Origin of the sequence: Rhizobium herbae (assembly GCF_019511375.1) — a bacterium.
Lineage (GTDB): Bacteria > Pseudomonadota > Alphaproteobacteria > Rhizobiales > Rhizobiaceae > Pararhizobium > Pararhizobium herbae_A.
Genome location: NZ_JAEUAO010000001.1, coordinates 654589 through 674675, shown reverse-complemented (window position 1 = coordinate 674675; position 20087 = coordinate 654589). Strand labels below are relative to the sequence as shown.

At 59.9% G+C, this 20087-nt stretch carries 18 protein-coding genes; 8 read left to right on the top strand and 10 right to left on the bottom strand.

The annotated features are described in order from the left end of the window. Positions 1-33: 33 nt before the first annotated feature. Both JNB71_RS03240 and JNB71_RS03235 read left to right on the top strand, forming a co-directional pair. Positions 34-1956, top strand: coding sequence for a hybrid sensor histidine kinase/response regulator (locus tag JNB71_RS03240; protein WP_220370385.1), 1923 nt, complete (start codon positions 34-36; stop codon positions 1954-1956). Between the two features lie 202 nt (positions 1957-2158). Beyond that, positions 2159-2995, top strand: a complete 837-nt coding sequence (locus JNB71_RS03235; protein WP_220370384.1) for a universal stress protein — start codon at positions 2159-2161, stop codon at positions 2993-2995. Between the two features lie 84 nt (positions 2996-3079). On the opposite strand, the gene JNB71_RS03230 is transcribed toward JNB71_RS03235, so the two are convergent. The 3 genes from JNB71_RS03230 to JNB71_RS03220 all read right to left on the bottom strand — a co-directional run bounded on the left by JNB71_RS03230 (position 3080) and on the right by JNB71_RS03220 (position 6226). Continuing rightward, positions 3080-3535, bottom strand: a complete 456-nt coding sequence (locus tag JNB71_RS03230; protein WP_220370383.1) for a pyridoxamine 5'-phosphate oxidase family protein — start codon at positions 3533-3535, stop codon at positions 3080-3082. 136 nt (positions 3536-3671) lie between these two features. Further along, the gene (locus tag JNB71_RS03225) at positions 3672-5417 is read right to left on the bottom strand and encodes a heavy metal translocating P-type ATPase (RefSeq protein ID WP_223215779.1); all 1746 of its coding nucleotides are present in this window, start codon (positions 5415-5417) and stop codon (positions 3672-3674) included. A 278-nt stretch (positions 5418-5695) separates the two neighbouring features. Then, entirely contained in the window at positions 5696-6226 is a 531-nt protein-coding gene (locus tag JNB71_RS03220) for an Hsp20/alpha crystallin family protein (RefSeq protein ID WP_220371132.1), read from the bottom strand. Positions 6227-6572: 346 nt separating this feature from the next. Between JNB71_RS03220 and JNB71_RS03215 the strand changes: the two genes are divergently transcribed. The 5 genes from JNB71_RS03215 to JNB71_RS03195 all read left to right on the top strand — a co-directional run bounded on the left by JNB71_RS03215 (position 6573) and on the right by JNB71_RS03195 (position 12203). Beyond that, positions 6573-9260 carry a cation-translocating P-type ATPase gene (locus tag JNB71_RS03215; RefSeq protein WP_220370382.1) on the top strand — a complete coding sequence of 896 codons (2688 nt, stop codon included), beginning with the start codon at positions 6573-6575 and terminating at the stop codon, positions 9258-9260. Between the two features lie 200 nt (positions 9261-9460). Next, positions 9461-10282, top strand: coding sequence for a universal stress protein (locus JNB71_RS03210; protein WP_220370381.1), 822 nt, complete (start codon positions 9461-9463; stop codon positions 10280-10282). A 191-nt stretch (positions 10283-10473) separates the two neighbouring features. Continuing rightward, positions 10474-10896 (top strand): EF-hand domain-containing protein, encoded by a 423-nt coding sequence (locus JNB71_RS03205; protein WP_220370380.1) that lies wholly within the window; start codon positions 10474-10476, stop codon positions 10894-10896. Between the two features lie 441 nt (positions 10897-11337). Beyond that, positions 11338-11943 carry a DUF1236 domain-containing protein gene (locus JNB71_RS03200; protein WP_220370379.1) on the top strand — a complete coding sequence of 202 codons (606 nt, stop codon included), beginning with the start codon at positions 11338-11340 and terminating at the stop codon, positions 11941-11943. Positions 11944-12038: 95 nt separating this feature from the next. Beyond that, complete coding sequence (locus JNB71_RS03195) at positions 12039-12203, top strand: hypothetical protein (protein WP_220370378.1); 165 nt, start codon at positions 12039-12041, stop codon at positions 12201-12203. 16 nt (positions 12204-12219) lie between these two features. Here the strand turns inward: JNB71_RS03195 and JNB71_RS03190 are convergent, their stop codons facing one another. The 7 genes from JNB71_RS03190 to JNB71_RS03160 form a co-directional block, all read right to left on the bottom strand. After that, positions 12220-12450: a hypothetical protein gene (locus JNB71_RS03190; RefSeq protein ID WP_220370377.1), complete on the bottom strand. Its 231-nt coding sequence runs from the start codon at positions 12448-12450 to the stop codon at positions 12220-12222. Between the two features lie 159 nt (positions 12451-12609). Beyond that, positions 12610-14658, bottom strand: a complete 2049-nt coding sequence (locus JNB71_RS03185) for an acyltransferase family protein (protein ID WP_220370376.1) — start codon at positions 14656-14658, stop codon at positions 12610-12612. Positions 14659-14852: 194 nt separating this feature from the next. Further along, complete coding sequence (locus JNB71_RS03180) at positions 14853-15887, bottom strand: sulfate/molybdate ABC transporter ATP-binding protein (protein ID WP_220370375.1); 1035 nt, start codon at positions 15885-15887, stop codon at positions 14853-14855. Positions 15888-15901: 14 nt separating this feature from the next. Continuing rightward, positions 15902-16792, bottom strand: coding sequence for a sulfate ABC transporter permease subunit CysW (gene cysW, locus JNB71_RS03175; RefSeq protein ID WP_220370374.1), 891 nt, complete (start codon positions 16790-16792; stop codon positions 15902-15904). Beyond that, positions 16782-17639: a sulfate ABC transporter permease subunit CysT gene (cysT, locus tag JNB71_RS03170; protein WP_220370373.1), complete on the bottom strand. Its 858-nt coding sequence runs from the start codon at positions 17637-17639 to the stop codon at positions 16782-16784. The genes cysW and cysT overlap by 11 nt, the downstream gene beginning before the upstream one ends. Positions 17640-17645: 6 nt before the next feature. Further along, on the bottom strand, positions 17646-18671 hold the full coding sequence (locus tag JNB71_RS03165; RefSeq protein ID WP_220370372.1) for a sulfate ABC transporter substrate-binding protein: 1026 nt from the start codon (positions 18669-18671) through the stop codon (positions 17646-17648). Positions 18672-18906: 235 nt separating this feature from the next. Further along, on the bottom strand, positions 18907-19191 hold the full coding sequence (locus tag JNB71_RS03160; protein WP_112858981.1) for a lipoprotein: 285 nt from the start codon (positions 19189-19191) through the stop codon (positions 18907-18909). Between the two features lie 263 nt (positions 19192-19454). Between JNB71_RS03160 and JNB71_RS03155 the strand changes: the two genes are divergently transcribed. Continuing rightward, positions 19455-20015 (top strand): DUF924 family protein, encoded by a 561-nt coding sequence (locus JNB71_RS03155; protein ID WP_220370371.1) that lies wholly within the window; start codon positions 19455-19457, stop codon positions 20013-20015. Positions 20016-20087 lie beyond the last annotated feature (72 nt).

Here is a 20087-nt window from a genome sequence, read left to right as displayed (position 1 = left end):
ACTTCGCTAACGGCCGGCCGAGGTGGAAACCGCATGGACGACATGACAGACGGCGGAATCGCGTCAGAATTGCGTTTGGATGACGTCATCCGATTCCTCGACGACGCCAATATCATCATACATAGTTTTGACGGCCGGATTCGTTACTGGAGCAGGGGCTGCGAGAGGCTCTACGGGTTTGCTCGCCCCGAGGCTATTGGCCAGATTGTCCATCATCTGCTTGCTACCGAGTTTCCGGAACCGATCGAACAGGTGCGTGCGCAACTCACCGAGAGGGGGACTTGGGAAGGCGAACTGGTCCACCACCACAAGGACGGTCGTGCCATTTCAACTGTCAGCCGATGGGTTCAATCGCAGGGCAGGGAAGCAACCGTCCCATTGATCGTTCAAACCGACAACGACATTTCCGAGCTGAAGCAAAGCCAAGCCGGTCTCGCCGAACGGGAAGCGCATTTGCGGTCGATTCTCGACACTGTGCCGGATGCCATGGTCGTCATCGACGACACCGGGGTGATAGGATCGTTCAGCGCTGCGGCGGGGCGACTCTTCGGTTATACCGCGAACGAGGTGGTTGGAAAAAACGTTCGCATGCTGATGCCGCAACCGGATCGGGACGCCCATGACGGTTACCTGTCACACTACATTCGCACCGGCGAGCGACGCATTATCGGCTACGGCCGTGTCGTTACGGGTATACGCAAGGACGGAACGACTTTTCCGATGGAGCTTTCGGTTGGTGAAGCGACAGCTAACGGAAAGCGCATCTTCACCGGGTTCATCCGTGACCTGACGAGTAGGCAGCGGGTTGAAGAGGAACTGAGGCAGTCTCAGAAGATGGAGGCGGTGGGACAGCTAACCGGCGGTATCGCTCACGACTTCAACAATCTCCTGACCGTCATCAGCGGCAATCTGGAAATGATGGAGCCGCTGCTCAACGACGAGACACTCCGGGGATTGCTGCGGGAGGCACAGGCGGCGACGGATGACGGCGCCAAATTGACGAGCCAGCTTTTGGCTTTCGGCAGGCGGCAGCCGCTCAATCCGAAACCGGTCGACGTGGCCCAGCACGTTTCCACTTTCTCCGAGCTGCTGCGCCGGACACTGGGGGAGACGATCGAGTTGCGAAGCGTCATAAACGGGACACCGGGTCAGGCAATGGTAGATGCGTCCCAGCTTCAAAACGCGCTTCTCAATCTGGCGCTCAATGCACGGGATGCGATGTCGCGCGGAGGTCGGCTGACCGTCGAGATATCGCGCACATCTCTCGATCGCGACTACGCGCAAATGTATCCCGAAGTCAGGACCGGAACTTACGTTCTGATCTCGGTGACAGATACGGGCTGCGGGATGTCGAGTGAAGTGAGGCGTCACGCCTTTGAACCCTTCTTCACCACCAAAAGTGTTGGTTCTGGCACCGGCCTTGGACTGAGCATGGTCTACGGGTTTGTGAGACAATCGGGAGGCCATGTTCAACTCTACAGTGAGCCCGGCCAGGGTACCAGCGTTCGTCTATTCCTTCCTGCCTTTGTCGAAGGGGATAATGCCGCCATAGCCGAGGGAGCGGCATCTTCGGCCGACCACGAAATCCCAAAGGGGCGTGAGACAATTCTCGTCGTGGAAGATGACGCGCGGGTTCGTCGGGTGGCGATCATGCGGCTGAGCAATGCGGGTTACACGATCCTGGAAGCCGCAAATGGAAGCGACGCCCTGGAGATGCTTTCCGCTCACCCCGAAATAGAGCTGTTGTTCACCGACATCGTCATGCCCGGTGGCATGACCGGTGACGAGCTGGCCAAGCATGCGCGTGCGTTAAGACCCGATATCAAGGTGCTCTTCACCTCGGGCTATGCCGAACCGAGCATCGCCGGAAGGGAACTCACGGAACGGGGGAGCTGGCTGAAGAAGCCCTATTCCGCACGCGAGCTTGCAACGCGGCTTCGCGAACTCCTCGATTGATATTGCGAATCGAGGTCTTTGTCGGTTTCTATGAAGTCATCGAGCGCCGCAAGCGGGATCTCCATCCGTTCCTGACGAGTCTGGATCCGAAGCGCTCGTCACGGCAAAACGCGCGGCCATCCTTGACGGAGATCAATGTGGACGCTGCGGGAAGGTCTAAGCTCAGAGTTCACAGTTCGACGATCTTCGAAGGGAACATTCAATGAGCTACAAGACCATTCTCAGCGTGACCGGGATCAATCAGTCCGACAGTGATCTGCGCGTAGCGGCCGAGCTATGTGCTTCCGCCGGCGCGCATCTTTCCGCCTTGGTTGTCGCTTTGTCGGCATCGCCGCCGATCGGCGAATATGCTGCCGCCGTGTCGATCGACTGGCTCGAAGAGCGCAACCGCGAAATTGCGAAACTTGACGAACGGGCGGAAGAGGCCAAGGCATTGCTTGCCCAGACCGGCATCTCGTTCGATGTCGACACGATGTACACGGAGATGGCATGGTCCGACGAGGAAATCGGCGAGCGTGCCTCCTATGCCGACATCTCGCTCCTTGGACCCGGCCTCAAACTGGACCCGGAACTGCGGGCCCGTGCCATAGACGGTTGCCTTTTCAAGTCCGCGCGACCCGTTCTTCTCGTTCCAAAGCGCGGCAAGCCAACCCTTTCTCCAAGGACAGTCATACTTGCCTGGGATTCCCGTCTGGAAGCCGCCAGGGCAGCGCGCGAAGCAATCGACGTCATGAAGGACGCTGACTCGGTTCATGTGACCATGGTTGACCCTCGGGCAGCGTCCGCGAGAAACGGAGAGGAACCCGGCGCCGATGTTGCCGCCTATCTTGCGCGGCATGGGATCGAGGTCACGGTCGACCGGTTGCCGAGCGGCGGGCGTCCCGTTGACGAAGTCCTCAATCAGCATGCGCTTGATGTTTCGGCCGATCTGATCGTGATGGGGGGGTATGGTCATTCTCGCCTGAGGCAGCGCATCTTCGGCGGCGTCACGAAGTCGATCATCGAGGAACCGAGCGTCTGCGTCTTGATGACCCACTGATCCGGTCCTGCCCCGTGCCGATCCGGTTGCGCGACCGGGTCGGCATCCTTGTCTGTATTGGCTGCAAGACATCCCGCTCTGCGGCTAGTTGTCCCCGCTCACCGCCATTCTTCCGGTCACCTCGACGATATCAATCCCGTAAAACAGGTGAGGCGAAGCGCTTGCCATCGGTTGCGGCATCGGCTTCAATGCTCCTGGTTCCCACCAATCTACATGCCGTTCGAGAATTGACCAGGCATGCAGCCGCTGGTGATGCCATTGATCGGTGTCCGGAAATTCCTGATATTTCCCGTAAACGACGACGCTTCTCCAGCCGAAACCACCCTGGAACTCGTCGACCTCGACGCAGACGTGAGGATTTTCGCGCATCCAGTCGACTTTCTGTCCCGGCATGGAAAAGCTGTAAAGGCAATTGCCGTCAAGGGCGTAGTAAACCGGGATGATATAAGGCCGGTCATCTTTGGAGCAGGCCAACCGTCCCAGGCGGTTAGCGGAAATCAGGCCGATGCACTCCGAGCGCGTCATCTCCTTGACCATCATGGCATTGGGCTCCTTTTCGGCACCAGGTTTCGCAACGGCAATAGTGACACCAAAAACGTCACTTCATTTTGATCCGGCGCAAAGACCTTCGGCATCGGTCGCCTGAAAATAGCAGAACACCGACGGCGCGGCCAACTTACCGCAGCGCCCGCATTGCATTGAGGATGACGGCGAGGTCGATGATCTCCTGCAGGAGTGCACCCTGGACCGGCGGCAGATAGCCGAAAGCCGCCAGAGACATTGCGGCTAAAGACAGGCCGAGACCGGCAATTACACTTTGCCGCGCGATTGCAAGCGTCCGGTGCGAAATCGCGAGCGCCTGTGCGAGAGGTGTAAGCCTGTCGACGAGCAGGACCACACCGGCGGCCTCCGAGGATGCCGCCGCGCCGCGCGCGCCCATCGCCACGCCGACATCCGCAGATGCCAGGGCTGGCGCGTCATTCACGCCATCACCGACCATCATCACAGGACCGGATCGACGCGCGGCGAAAACGGCCCCCACTTTCTGCTCCGGCGTAAGGTCTGCGAGGACCTGATCGATTTCCAGCCCGTCGCTGATCACAGACGCGACGTCGAGACGGTCCCCCGTGGCAAGAATGATTTTTGTGATTCCTGCTTCCCGGAAGCGGGCCACGGCAGTGGAGGCGTCCGTTCTGACTTGATCGGCCATGATGATTGTGCCGGCAACGATGCCATCAATTGCTACCGCCACGACCATTTGGCCCGGCTTTCCATCCGAGCGGAACGATCTCGGATCGCCTTTTCTGCTGTTGGCGGCAACATAACCGCTTCCTCCAATGACGACCTTTCTTCCATCGACGAGGCCCTCCAACCCTGCCCCAGCTTCTTCTCGGACATTGGCGGGCGAGGAGAGCGGCAGTCCGCGCTTGGCGGCAGCGGCGACGAGCGCTGCCGCCATCACGTGGTTCGAAGCCTGGTCCAGCGACGCTGCGAGCCGAAGAAGCTCGACCTTCGAGATCCAGGCAGCCGCATGGATTTCCACGATTTCCGCTGCGCCGAAAGTCAGGGTGCCGGTCTTGTCGAACACAGCCACACGCACGCGGCTGAGCGTCTCAAGCACATCACCGCCCTTTATCAGTACCCCGATTTTCGCGGAGCGGGAGAGGCCGGAAACGAGCGCAATCGGTACGGCCAGGATCAAGGGGCAGGGGGTGGCGACAACAAGGACCGCCAGTGCGCGGCGAGGCTCGCCGGACAGAAGCCATGCTGCAACGGACAACCCGATCGTCACAAAAAGAAACACGACGGCATAGCGATCGGCCAGGCGCGCCATGGGCGCTTTGCTTTTCTGTGCGGCCTCCACCAGTCGCACGATGCCTGCATAGGTGCTCTCGGCTGCCGGACGAAGGACGTGCATGTCAAAGGCGTGACCGAGCGAGGTACTGCCGCTCAGGACCTCATCCCGCGGCCCGCGCGCGACGGGGAGGGACTCACCGGTCAGGGCAGACTGATCCAAGAGGGCGGACCCCGATACGATCGAACCATCGACAGGGATAACCTCACCCTGCCGAACCAGAAGTCGGTCACCAGGAACGAGCGAGGAGATGGGCACTTCCTCGAGCCGGTCACCGCTGTAACGGATCGCCCGTTTCGGGACCCTTCCGAGCAATGCCGTCATTTCTTTCGCCGCACGGCCGGACGCGAACGCTTCGAGCATCTGTCCGCCGGCATACATAAGTGCAACGACGTTTGCGGCCAGCGTTTCCCCGAACGCCAAGGCCACGGTCATGGAGAGAGCGGCAATCAGGTCGAGGCCGAAGTCGCCGCGAAAAAGGGAGTTGCCGGCAGTAACAAGGAGTGCGGCCAATATGGGAACCGTCGCGCATCCCCAAAGAAGTCGTGATGACGAGGGCATGTTCATGACGTGAAGTGCGAATCCGCCAACAAGCCCGATCAGCGCGACCGCGACCAACAGCGGTTGCCTATGATCTGATAGCCAGCGCACGAGGGCGTGACGGCGGAAATGGAGTTGCATCGGTGCCTCTCGTGACCTGTCGAGCCTTCCGCAAACGCTAGTTTTCAGGACCGGTTGGCAGATGTTACCGTTCTTGGTCGGTCAGCGGCAAACGCTTCTCAACAGTTCGTGAGGCAGGCGCGCCGTTTCTTCACCGACGCGCCAATTGATGGTCAGAACGGGAATCAGGCCGATTTGACGGGGATTTTCTTTTCCTTCTTCTGGGCATCGGCTGATTTCGGCAGCTTGATTGTAAGCAGCCCTTTCGCAAAGGACGCCTCTATCTTGTTGGCGTCGACTACATCGGGGATGGGAAAGCTGCGCTGGAACGAGCCGTAGCTGCGTTCGGAGAGGTAGTAGTCCTTTTCCTTCTCTTCCTTCTCTTCCGTCTTTTCGCCTTTGAGCGTCAGCATGCCGTTCGAGACGCTGACTTCGATATTGCTTTCATCCATTCCTGGCAGTTCGGCGGTAATCTCGTATTCCTGGTTTCGTTCGACCACGTCGACAGCCGGAGCGATCTCCCAGCGGGTGTCGCCCGCGGTCGCGCCGCCTCTGCGTCCACGACTGAAGGGGGAGCGCCACGAGAGGGGATGGAAGTCATCGAACAAGCGATCGATGTCCTGGCGCAGGTTATCCAACAGGCTCCAGGATTGGCCGGTCGCCACCGGTGTCGTGCCCTCGGTCTTGACTTGCAATTTCGTGGGCGACGTCTTCATGATTGATCTCCTTTTCAGGCTTTGTGTTTCGTGGTGGTTCGCAGCGGCGCCCATCGATCTCGAACACCTCGCGACGACAGCCTTGCCGGACCCACCGAACCACCCGCGGCAGCATCGATGAGAGCCCTTTCGGCTTTGAAGTTCATTGATTGGGATCAAAACACCGCCAATTTCCCTTCGGCAGCGATCGCGGCGGCGTATTGCAGACCACGGATGGCATTTTCTCGGCGTGTTCGAATCGATTGACGCACGTCAAAGGATACTCGCGCACGCCGGCTATATAGTTCGACCGGGAACTCTCTTCCTTGCCTGCCGCGAAGGGGGACATTTATCGGACGGAGCAACAATGCATTCCGACGTTTCGACTGTTGAAAATGCCGCCCCGACCGGTGCTTCCATTGACAGCGGGCTGAGCGGCCGAGAAGCAAAAGCGAGGCTGGCGCGATTTGGCCGGAACGTCCTGCCGGAACCGCGATCTCCTTCTTTCCTGGCGACATTTCTGCGTCAGTTTCGCAGCCCGCTGATCTATGTCCTTCTTGCGGCGGCTCTTGTTTCGCTGGCCCTGGGTGACGTGAAGGACGCTCTCTTCATTGGCGCCGTCTTGCTGATCAACGGGATTATCGGTGGCTTCCAGGAGCATTCGGCCGGACAAGCCGCCGCGGCCCTTCGGAAGCTTGAGCAGCCGCATGCGACGGTTATGCGTGACGGCCAGCCCCAGGAGATCGATGCGCAACTGCTCGTGCCGGGTGACGTCGTCTCTCTTGATGCGGGCGGGCGGGTACCTGCTGATATCAGCCTCAGCGCCGTGAACGATCTGCTTTGCGACGAATCGCTGCTGACCGGCGAGTCCGCTCCGGTCCGCAAGAAGGCTTCGGCCGGCCCGGAGTTGGAGGACGGAAGCGACTGCGCCGCCTTTGCGGGCGCGCTCATCACGCGCGGCCGGGGAAGAGGCGTCGTGATCGCGACAGGCGCGGCGACGCAGATCGGCAGAATCGCCGCCGCACTCGACAAGCCGGACGTCTCGCGTCCGCCGCTGATGATCCGGCTCGAGAGATTCTCGCATATGATTGCCTGGATGGTCGGGCTCGCCGTGGCACTGCTCATCATCGTGGGGCTCGCACGCGGGATGGCCTTGCAGGATCTGTTCATGATGTCGGTCGGCTTGGCCGTCAGCGCAATCCCGGAAGGCCTGCCCGTTGCGATCTCCGTGGCACTGGCCATCAGCATGCGCCGCATGGCGAAAGCGAATGTCATCGTGCGGCAAATGCCGGCCGTCGAATCGCTTGGGTCGTGTACCATGATCGCAACCGACAAGACCGGCACGCTGACCCGCAACGAGTTGACGGTGACGGATATTCTCCTGCCGGACGGAACGGAGCTGTCATGCGAGGCGGGAGCGGATCTCGATGCCTGCCGCATTCATGGCTCGGGAACAACGCCCGATCAGGCGCGTGATATGGCGCTTGCCCTCCTCAAGGCTGCGGCCCTGCCGAATGAAGGCAGGCTGACGAAAGAAAGCGACGGCTGGAAGGGCGTTGGTGACACCGTCGATGTCGCTCTGCTTGCCGCCGCGCGCAAGGCAGGGATCGTGCAGCATGCGATTGAAGAAGACTATCCCCTGCTTGTTCGGATCCCCTATGAGCCGGATCTAAAATACGCAGCGTCCTTTCATCGTCGGGGAAAGAGCGTCCGAATCTTCGTCAAAGGGGCAGCCGAGACACTGATCGGCATGGCCGATCGTATGGATATTGGCGGTCGCGCCGTGCCAGTCGACCGCGCAATCCTGATCCGGCAGAAGGAGGAGATGGCCGCGCGGGGCCTACGCGTCCTCGCCTTCGCAGAGGGTGAGATCGAAGACGAAATCGACGAAGGCTACGGTCATCATCACCTTGTCGATCTGGTGTTCCTCGGTTTGGTCGGCATGCAGGATCCGCTGCGGCCGGAAGTGCCTGAAGCCATGAGGGACTGCCATGCCGCCGGAATAGAGGTTGCGATGGTGACGGGCGACGATCCCCGCACCGCGGCCGCGATTGCCTCACAGGCAGGATTGGTCTTCGGTCCGGATCAGGTGGTGGCCGGCGCGGACGTCCGAAACGCCGAAGAGAGCGGCTCGGAGATCCTTGATGAACTCACGCGGCGCGCGAGGATCTATGCACGCGTATCGCCGGCCCAAAAACTGTCGATCGTGCTGTCGTTGGCGCGCAATGGGCACTTTGTCGCCGTCACCGGTGACGGCGTCAACGACGCGCCGGCCCTGAGGCAGGCTCATGTCGGGGTAGCGATGGGACGCAGGGGCACCGAGGTCGCCAAGGAGAGCGCCGACATCGTTATCACCGACGACAATTTCGCATCGATCGTCAGCGGCGTTCGCGAAGGGCGGGTAGCCTACGCCAATATCCGCAAGGTGATTTTCATGCTGATGTCGACCGGTGCTGCCGAGGTGGTGCTGTTTCTGCTCGCGATCCCGCTCGGCCTGCCTATGCCTTTGCTGCCTGTGCAACTGCTCTGGCTCAACCTCGTGACCAACGGCATCCAGGATGTGGCGTTGGCCGGTGAAAGAGCCGAGGGCGACGAGCTTTCCCGTCCGCCGCGTCGGCCAAGCGAGCCGATCTTCGACCGACTGATGATCCAGCGCATCTGGCAATCCGCGCTCGTGATGGGATTTGGCGGTTTCGCAACATTCTACTGGTTGCTACAGCAGGGTTACAGCGAGGCGCAGGCGCGCAATATGCTGCTTCTGCTTCTGGTTCTGTTTGAAAATTTCCAGACCTTCAACAGTCGCTCGGAGCGCAGGTCCGTCTTTGCGCTCGGTGTCTTTGCCAATCCATTTTTGGTCGTGAGCGTTGCAGCGGCGCAGGCGCTGCATATTTCTGCCATGTATATTCCCTGGCTGCGAGATACCTTGCAACTGGCGCCGATATCGCCCCGGGAATGGGTAGCGTTGCCTCTGGTCGCTTCGTCGGTGCTGGTCGTGATGGAAATCGATAAATGGCGCTGGCGCCGCAGTGGGGCGCAAACCGGATCATCGGCATGACGACAGAGGGGGGCAGGTGGACGGCGCTTGATCCGTTCCACCTCGCCGGCGTACGGCTGCGCGCCGACCCTCTCGTCAACATCGAGACCGACCAGCATCTGCGTCGCTTCACTTGACCGGCATCAATGACGGAAGGCTTCGCGTGAATTATTCTTCAATAAAGTGCATCTTCGATGCGCTCGGTTTGGGAGGACGGGTTCATGAAAGCGCAATTTCATCTGCCGCTGATCACCTATCCGGATACCTGCTCCGACTGGATCATTGAAAACGCACTTGAATTGTCGCGCCACCAGGGGGCCACGCTGAGTGCCAGTGTCCTGCAGGTGAGAATACCCAGGATATCCCACCCGTTTCCCACAATTGTTGATGTTGAGAAAATGGTCCATGATGCAGACCAACTTAGCCGCCGACGCGCTAAGGCTTTGACGGAAAAGCTCCGAACGCTAGCGAACACTGCTCAGCAGGACGTGACAGTGGCGCCATTTGAGGCAAAGCAACCCCTGGTCGGCGAACGGGTCGCCCAATTGTCACGGGCGTATGATTTTTCGATACTGGAATTGGTTCCGACAGCCAGGTCGTTGATTGAGAGCGTTCTTTTCGACGGTGGTCGCCCGGCGGTCATCTTCCCCGCCGCAAGCTGCCCTGGACGTATCGAGACAATCGCGATCGCGTGGGATGGCAGCGCGACGGCTGCAAGAGCAGTGACCGGGGCGCGATATTTCCTGGAAAAGTGTTCAAGCGTCGTACTCGTGTCCGTCACGGACGACAAATTGATCGACGAAGACATCCGCGACCGTTTGGCAGAAACGCTCAGCAAGAGCGGTCTGAGGGTCGAAGTCATCACCCTCCACGTAAATGGCGACAGTGCCGCTGCCGCCATTCAATCGGTCGCAACGGAAAAACATGCCGACTTGTTGGTGGCCGGTGCCTTTGGGCACTCAAGGCTGCGTGAATTCATTCTCGGCGGCGTCACGCGTTCATTCCTGACAGATCTCTCAATGCCCATTCTCATGTCACACTAGGCTGTCGGGAAGGAGCGTCGTGCCGTTTGCCAGATGCCTCGCGGGGCGATGCCGTGGATCGCTTGATCTGGCGCAATGCGCAGTTTCGCAGCTAGCGTATCATTGAAGCAAGTGGCAGCGGAGGAGAACACGACCGAGCCAAAGCCAGGACCATCGATGACGTAGACAATCACCTTGAGAAGGAGAACGAAATGACATCGGCCAAGTTGACGCGCGGAGTTATCGTGTTCGCGCTGATTGCCATCGGTTCGACATCCGTTGTCGGTGCGCAGACAGACGACGCAGATCCACATCATCCTGAGGCAAACTCCGGCCAGGCTACGCAAACGCCTGATGCCAGCGGTGACGCGGGACAGGACCAGGGAACACAGTCTGGTCAGTTCGGCATGATGGGCCGCAACATGATGCATCCCGGTATGATGGGCGGAATGCCCATGCGCGCGATGCGCGGGCACATGATGAAGATCATGTTCGCAATCGCGGATGCCGATGGGGACGGGGCTCTCTCGTTCGAGGAAGTGTCCACCATTCATAAGCGAATCTTCGACAGGGTGGATGCCGACAAGAACGCCAAGGTCACACAGGAGGAAATGCAGACGTTTATGCGCGAGTGAGCGTTACCCGTCCCATCGCCAGAAATTTTCGATGCGCCCGCAGTACGCTGTCAATCTCAAGGCGCCGATGCATCTGACCTGCCCGGGCGGGTGCAGACAGACCTTTACCCAACCGCCATGGCTGGCAATCAAGCCCGGGAGTTCTACGACGGCTGCCGTCCCATACAGCCGGCAAACATCGCTTCAATCATCGCGCACGCCATAGAGCTGCCGGTGTTCGTCGACGTTCGCGGATTGAGGTTTTTCCCACCGATCAGGCGGCGGTGGGACGATGGTCAAGTTCGAGGAACAGTAGGCGAGCACCTGTCGAACCGAAGAATCTCGACGCTGCGGCGGGGTTCGAAAAAAGGCGGCCAGCCAGGCTCCGAATGAACCGCTTTAGGGAACCTTGCGGGCTGGTCAGGCGTTTGGGACTCACCGTTCAATTTAGGATCAAGAACAATGCGGTGGATTTCAAACTCCTTGCTTGCCGGTGCCTTGCTGCTCGCAGGCGCAGGGCTCGCGAAAGCTGCCATGCTGGCGACGACGGCAACCGACCTTACGGTCTATTCCGGCCCCGGTACGGAATATCCGTCCGTTGGGATCGCGACGCGCGGCAGCTCGGCAGTGCTTGACGGCTGCCTCGACGGCGAGAATTGGTGCCGCATCGATGTCAACGGCATGCGTGGCTGGGTTTTCGCCCAGGAACTGACTGTGGACTACAATGGTGCGCCGGTCGTCGTTCGGGAACACCGCGTTGATCTGGGTGTGCCGGTCGTCACCTACGAGCAGACGGGCAGCATTGCCGGACCTGCCGATCCTGCGCCGGGCGATGAAATGATCGGCAGGGTTGGCACCATCGTGCCGCCGCCGGAAGTGATTACCTATATCGAGCGCACGCCGGTGGATCCGGCTGCCTATGACGGAGACATCGTAGTCGGCGCCACCTTGCCGAGTGACGTGGTGATCTCCGCGGTTCCGAACTACCGGTACAGCTATGTCCGGATCAATGACCGGCCGATACTGGTCGATCCGCAGAGCCGCCGGATCGTCTATATCTATGAATAGGCGCCGGTTCTAGAAAAGTCCGGCCCGCGCCCGGGAAACGCGGTCCGGCAGGGCATCAAAGCCCGGTCGTCGAGGGTTCGTCTGGAGGAACGGACATGTCCTCTCGCGCACTCATGATCGCCGTGATCGGCTTTATCGTCGGCTCGATTCTCAGTGTGCTGGTCGTGCGACATTATGCGCCGGACGAAATCACCAAAAAGACGACGCCCCCGGATCCTCTTGTCGTCGCGCCGGAAGATGCCGCCGAGCAGACCCGGTAGCGGAACTCCCATTCATTCAAGCCCTTATGGCAATGTCGCGACGCAGGGCGTTTTCGCAGGCGGTCGTCAAAGCCGCAAGGTCCCGTTCGCCGCTCTGGTAGAGCCGGACCAGGATATTGGCGCAAATCTCCATCTCAGTGTCCGAGCGTGCTCTCTGATGGGTCTCACAAAACCGGTCGAAAACGAGCCGCAGCGTGTCGATATCCTTGGCACAGAGAACGTTCATATGCGCGCTGGTGTTCGTCATGGCGCTTCCTCCTGAGGGTGGGGGTGCATGCCCCGATTGCGTGACGGTCGGCTGCAGTTTAGCGCCTTTTCAAGACGTCGCCATTCACTAAGACATGTTCGGTGAACGCGGCGAAGTTTTCCCGCCGCCTAGTGCGCACGCACAGGCAGGTATCGCGGTCTACTGCTTGACGAGCGTCGGCCCCACCTCTCGCTCCCCGATCTTTTGCACAGCTTCCAACAGAGCCGGAACGACCAGTGCGGCGCCGGCATCCGACAGGTGATCATCATCGAAGTAGAAAACCTTGTCGGCGTCGACGCTGTTGATGCAGCGTTCCTCAACGAATGTGCCGCAAAGGAAATCGGCCGGTTTCACGCGAAAGAGATTGGGATGGGAAATGCCGTCGAAGGCGGCGATGACCGCGTGGTTTCGCTGCAGATAGCGTTCAAAGCTGGTGCTGAGTTGCAGGTCCGTGCGGCCGGTCATCGCGCTTTTCGCCACGAGTTCCGGCACGTTCCAGCCGGCCTCGGGTATCGGATAGACGAGCACCACATTGTGGCCGCCATCGAGATGGCTCCGGATATCCTCCACGTATTGTTTCAATACCCGGGCCTTGCGCGACGGATCGTCCTGGCTCGTCTGCTCGCCCAACCGGTCGAAGAGGTCGACATAGGTCGGTTTCAGTAGCTCGACGCCGCCCTCGCCATTGTCGAATGGCGTCCCGTCGACATAAAGGCTCCAGCGGCTCGCCATGACAATCGTCGTCGTATCGCTCTTTCGAATATAGTCCTCTATGCCGGTGAAAAAGGAATTGCAGCGCAACCGGTATTTTGGACTGGAAACGTAGAATCCGGAAAACCCGACGCACGCCGAATGGGTCATCACATAGAGGTCGAGGTTCTTGGCTTCGAAGGCGCGGAGCGCTTCTCCGGCGAGCGCGGCAGCATGAGAATCGCCGATCAGGATTGTCTTGCTGGCGGCCGAATTCTTGGTCAGGCAGTCTCGAACCGGGTGGGGCAGGGACGCCTCGCCCTTGTCGAACAGGCATGTGTCCATGATAGGGTCATGGCGTTCCTGGGCAAGGGCGATCTGTGCCTCACGGGGCAAGCGGAACTGCAGGCCGCCATTGGAAAGGCCGTAAAAGCCCAGTCCGATGAACAGGCAGGCCGTGACGGCGGCGGCGGCCAGAATATGGACCGGTTTCGGCAAGAGAACTGTCTTGGCGCCCTTGCGGAACGGCGTCTCGACGAAACGCCAGGAAAGATAGGCGAGGGGAAAGCAGCCAAGTGCAAGCAGGCCCATCATCAGCGCCGAAGGCTCGGTCAGGCTGCGGATGCGCGCGAAGGCGAACACCGGCTGATGCCAGAGGTAGAGGCTGTAGCTGATCAGGCCGATGCCGACCATGGGGCGCATCGAGAGCAGGCGCGCCGCTATCGTCTCCTCCGACCCGAACAGGATGACCAGGGCGGCGCCAAGAACGGGGACGAGCGCATAAAGGGACGGAAAGGGGGTCGTCTGATCGTAGGCGAAGACCGAGAAGAGGATGATCGCCAGTCCCGTCACGGCGAGAATGTTGCTTTTGTATTGCCGACCGCCACTCAGCGCGAACGCGCAGAGCGATCCCGCCAGCAGTTCCCAGGCGCGCGTGTGCGGCAGGTAGAAATTCGCGGTCGCAAAATTCTGCGAACCGTATTGGGCAAGCAGCAGGCTGGCGACGGCGATCACGGAAATGGCACCGATCAGCGCCCGGCGGCCGAACCGCCAGATCAGTATCACCAACAATGGGAACAGCATGTAGTACTGCTCTTCCACCGCCAGGCTCCAGGTGTGCAGCAGCGGCTGCTCTTCCGAAGCCGCGGCGAAATAGCCGCCGCTCTCGCCCCAGAAAAAGAAATTCGAAGCGAACAGGCAAACGGAGATGATGCTTGTGGCGAAGCTCGTCATCTGGTCAGGCAGCATCCAGGCCCAGGCAAACGGCAGGCAGCACGACAGGACGAAGAAGAGCACGGGAAGGATGCGGCGCGCCCGACGCTCGTAGAATTTCAGCAGCGAGAAACTGTCTCTTTCTCGTTCCGCGATGATAATGGAGGTTATCAGATAGCCGCTGATGACAAAGAAGATATCGACACCGACAAAGCCGCCGCTGAACTGCTGGAAGCCGGCGTGGAACAACACCACCGGAATGACCGCAATCGATCTCAGCCCGTCGATTTCGCGTCTATAGTTCATCCCGCGCCCCACAGAGATCAACATGATAGCCGAGAGGATGCGACGGCTCGGCCCCACGGATCAAGCTATTCTTGTGAGGGCACGCGTCAAAGTAACAGCTATTTGTCGTGGGCGAGGAAATGCGGTGATCTGCGGCTGCGGCAAACGTCACGGTCACCGGGGCTTTCCCCGGTGTGTCACGGCTTACACTTTCGTCAGTCGCGAAACAGCTTCCACCGGGTCGGCCTGAAGGCGAGGCGGGACCGGTCGGAAGTTGCCTTTTCCGGAGGCAGTTCGATTTCGACCGTTGTATTGGCGCCGCCAACGTCGAGCTCGACGTGGCGCGTTCCGGCAACGCGCCGGGTCTGAACGACGATGCCGGCGATGCAGCCGCCGCCGTCGAGCAGTTCAACGTCGTGCGGGCGGAAATAGAGTTGCGCGGGGCCGTCCGCTTCTCCAGGTGCGCTGACGCCGATCGAGCGGTCTTCGAGCCAGAGCTGGCCGTTTTCGACACGAACCGGAAGAATGTTCGACTGGCCGATGAAGCCGAAGACGAAGGGTGAGTTCGGCGTGTCGTAGATTTCGTCAGGCGTTCCGATCTGCTCGATCTTGCCCTTGCTCATGACGACGACGCGGTCGGCGAGTTCCAGCGCCTCGTCCTGGTCGTGCGTCACGAAGACCGTGGTGTGGCCGGTGCGATCATGGATTTCGCGTAGCCAGCGGCGCAGTTCCTTGCGCACCTGCGCGTCGAGCGCGCCGAAGGGTTCGTCGAGAAGCAGGACATTCGGCTCCACCGCCATGGCACGGGCAAGCGCCACGCGCTGGCGCTGACCGCCGGAAAGCTGCGCCGGGTAGCGCTTTTCCAGGCCGCTCAGTTGCACGAGATCGAGCAGTTCCAGAGCCCGCTTGCGGATATCGGCCTTGGAAGGACGGCGGTTTGCCGGCCGGATCGTCAGGCCGAAAGAAACATTGTCGAGCACCGTCATGTGTCGGAACAGCGCATAATGCTGGAACACGAAGCCGATATTGCGCTCCTGCACGGTCTTGCGCGAAGCGTCCTCGTTGCCGAAATAGACGGTCCCCTCGGTTGGGCTCTCAAGGCCTGCGATCAGTCGCAACAACGTCGTCTTGCCGGAGCCGGAGGGGCCGAGCAACGCGATCAGTTCGCCCGAGCGGATATCGAGCGACACGTCGTTGAGTGCAGGAAAGCGGCTGAATTCCTTGCGTATGTTTTGAACGCGAACTTCCATGTAGACTTGACCTTTCAGTGCCGGCGGCTGGCAGCGATCTGGGCACTGTATTTCATTTCGAGCAGCGACTTCAGAACGAGGGTGACGAGGGCTAGCAGGGCGAGGAGCGTTGCGACCGCAAAGGCGGCAACGAAATTATACTCATTGTAGAGGATTTCCACCTGAAGCGGCATGGTGTTCGTCAGGCCACGGATGTGGCCGGAAACGACGGAAACTGCGCCGAACTCGCCCATAGCGCGGGCGTTGCACAGCAGCACACCGTAAAGCAGGCCCCATTTGATGTTGGGCAGCGTGACATGCCAGAAGGTCTGCCAGCCACTTGCCCCCAGGGACAATGCCGCTTCCTCATCGCTCGTCCCCTGTTCCTGCATCAGCGGGATCAGCTCGCGGGCGACGAAGGGGAAGGTGACGAAGACCGTCGCAAGCACGATGCCCGGCACGGCAAACAGGATCTGGATGCCATGGCTTTGCAGCCAGGGACCGAGCAGGCTGTGCGAGCCGAACAAAAGAACGAACACGAGACCCGAAATAACGGGGGAGACCGAGAAGGGCAGGTCGATCAGCGTGGTTAGAAACGCCTTGCCCTTGAACTCGAACTTTGCGATCGCCCATGCGGCGGCGATGCCGAAAACCAGATTGAGCGGCACGGCGATGCCGGCGACAAGCAGTGTCAGCTTGATCGCAGCAAAGGTCTCGGGATCCGACAGAACGGTCAGGAACTCGCCGGGACCGTTGCGCAAGGCTTCGGTGAATACCGCCGCCAGTGGCAGAACGAGGAAGAGCCCGACGAAGGTGAGCGCCGTAGCGATCAGCCCGTAGCGTGCCAGCCGATGCTCGGATGTGGCGATGCGGACGAGTTCGGTGTTGGTGGTGCCGGTCGGTGAAGCTGTGCCATCATGCGCCATAGCCGTACCTCCGTCTGCTCCAGGCCTGAATCATGTTGATGATCAACAGCATTGCGAAGGAAATGACAAGCATGACGGCGGCAATTGCGGTTGCGGCCGGATAGGCGAATTCCTCCAGGCGAATCACGATCAGCAACGGGGCAATTTCGGAAACGTAGGGAAGATTGCCGGCAATGAAGATGACCGAGCCGTATTCCCCGACGCCGCGGGCGAAGGCCAGCGCAAAACCGGTAAGGACCGCAGGGGCGAGTCCCGGCAGCAGGACGCGCCTGATCGTCTGGAGCCGGTTTGCACCGAGCGTCGCTGCGGCTTCCTCCACTTCCTTGTCTATTTCTTCCATGATCGGCTGCACGGTCCTGACGACGAAGGGCAGGCCGACGAAGACGAGCGCGAAAACGATGCCGAGCGGCGTGAAGGCGATCTTGATCCCGAGTGGCGTCAAAAGACTGCCGATCCAGCCGTTCGGCGCGTAAAGCGTCGTCAGAGCAATGCCGGCAACGGCGGTCGGCAGAGCAAACGGCAGGTCGACCATGGCGTCGATCACGCGTTTACCCGGAAAGCGGTAGCGCACCAGGACCCAGGCGAGGACGACGCCGAAGAACACATTGATCAGCGCGGCTAGAAAGGCCGTGCCGAAGCTGATGCGAAGGGCGTTGACAGTGCGTTGGTCGGTGGCCAGTTCCCAGAAGGTTGCCCAGCCCAAGGCGCTGGAGCGCCACACCAGGCCGGAAAGAGGAATGAGAATGATGAGAGTGAGCCATGACAAAGTAACGCCGAGCGCCAATCCGAATCCCGGAATGACGCTCGGCTGCCTGATTTGCCACAGCGAAGCTGTGCGTGCGGTCATACAGTCTTATTGTCCTGGCTTGTAAATCTGGTCAAAGAGCCCACCGTCCCCAAAATATTTTGGCTGAGCTTCCTTCCATCCGCCGAATTCGTCAATAGTGACGAGCTTCACATCCGCAAAACGTTTGATGTCCTCGGGGTCAGCGGCCTCCGGTTTGAAGGGACGATAGTAGTGTTTTGCGACAAGCTTCTGGCCGACATCCGAATAGAGATACTGCAGATAGGCTTCCGCCACCTTGCGGGTCCCCTTGGCATCGACATTGCCGTCTACCAGCGCGACCGGCGGCTCAGCCTTGATCGAGATGGACGGCGTGACGATGTCGAAATTGTCCGGGCCGAGTTCCTCGAGCGAGAGGTACGCTTCGTTTTCCCAGGCGAGCAGAACGTCGCCGAGGCCACGTTGCACGAAGGTGGTCGTCGCGCCGCGCGCGCCGGTGTCGAGCACTGGCACGTGCTTGAAGAGCTGGGTTACGTATTCCTGCGCCTTGGCGTCATCGCCGCCATTGGCGGCGCGTGCCCATGCCCAGGCCGCAAGGAAGTTCCAGCGTGCGCCACCCGAGGTCTTCGGGTTCGGCGTGATCACCTGGACATCGTCCTTCACCAGGTCGCCCCAGTCCTTGATGCCCTTCGGATTGCCCTTGCGCACCAGGAACACGATGGTCGAGGTATAAGGAGAACTGTTGTTCTCGAGTTTCGTCTTCCAGTCCGCCGGAATCTTCCCGGTTCCCTTGGCAATTGCGTCGATGTCGGCCTCGAGCGCCAATGTCACCACGTCCGCTTCCAGCCCATCGATGACGGCACGTGCCTGTTTGCCGGAGCCGCCGTGTGACGCCTGGATCGTCACCGTCTCGCCCGTGTCCGCTTTCCACTTTTCAGCGAAGGCTGCGTTGAAATCCTTGTAGAGTTCGCGCGTCGGGTCGTAGGAGACATTGAGAAGCGTCGTATCGGCAAATGCGAAACCCAATCCTCCGATCTGAATGCTGCTGGCGAGAAGCGCCATTGTGAAAAATTTCGTGAGTTGTTTCGCTCGCATGTCTACCTCCGTGTTAGCAGGCATACTCTATTCATTAGGTGGGATATTATAACGCAGAACTTTTCCTTTCCCGGATCACCGGGAGAAAGTCCTGCCTTCGCATGGGCCAATGCCGAAATCATTTGCCTCAGGGTCGCACCGGGCTCCTGATCCATTGCTAATGGACTTTACCACGCAGCAGTGCCGCACGGAACGTCCATTCTGCCGCGACCCGTGTCCGTGTGGCCGGACGGCCTTACACTCGGCCGCCGGCATCCAGCGTGAAATCGGTGGTTCTGCGCCGCGCAATGAGTGCGAGCGAACGATCGGGTTGGATACGATAGGTCTCGATCCAGCGATTGCCGTATTGATCGAGGAACGAGTGATTGAACGTACTGCCGATCGGCGACTTGGTCAGCTTGGTCCGGGGCTGCCCGCCATAGGTGATGCTGCCTCGTATCGGTTCGAGTTCGCTGGATTGCGTTTCGGCACAGGACGTCACAAGCAGTGCGGCAACAGCCGCAGCAATCATCTTTTTCATTGCTGAACTCCCCAGGCGAATGATCCCCGCCTTTTCGCGAAAATAGTGTATATGCCGATTTTTTCCAGACCCTCGGCGAGGTATGGCGCGACCCAGGATTTTCTTGAGGCAAGATGCATTGCAAGGCGGGTCGATCGGGATTTCGATGCTATGGAAACACGCAGACGCGTTCCTATGTCTCGCCTTAGCTTGATCGTCGGTTTGACGGCCAGGAATGGTGCTGTGCGGTTTTGAGCATAGAGAACGTGGAATAGGAGAAGGAGATGGCGGCAGCCACCGGCATATGCACACCAGATGAGGTCCTGTCATTCTGGTTCGACGAGTTGCGCCCGGAACATTGGTTTGATCCCCCTCCGGGGCTGGACCAGCAATGCGATCGGCGGTTTCGCACGACCCATCTGGCGCTTTCGCGGGGCGTGGACGCCGAATGGCGGGAGACGCCGATGAACCGGCTTGCTGCCGTGATCGTTCTCGACCAGCTTCCACGCAACATGTACCGGGGCTCGCCGCTGGCGTTTGCGACAGACGGTCTGGCACTGAGGGAAGCAAGCCTTGCCATCGATGCCGGCGCCGATCGCGAGATGTCGGTCGATCAGCGCTCCTTCCTGTATCTGCCCTTCGAACATTCGGAAAACCTCGTCGATCAGGCGCGTTCCGTGAAGCTGTTCACTGAGCTTGGCGATGCCGACTACCTCAATTTTGCCATTCGACACTGCGAGATCATCCGGAAATTTGGTCGATTTCCGCATCGCAATGCGATTTTGGGCCGCGTTTCCACGGCAGCGGAGATCGACTTCCTGTCTCAACCGGATTCCAAATTCTGATGCCGGCACAGGATATGGCCGCTGCGATGGAGAAATCGGATTTTGCATCTGGTGCCGCGGCGGCCTATGCAG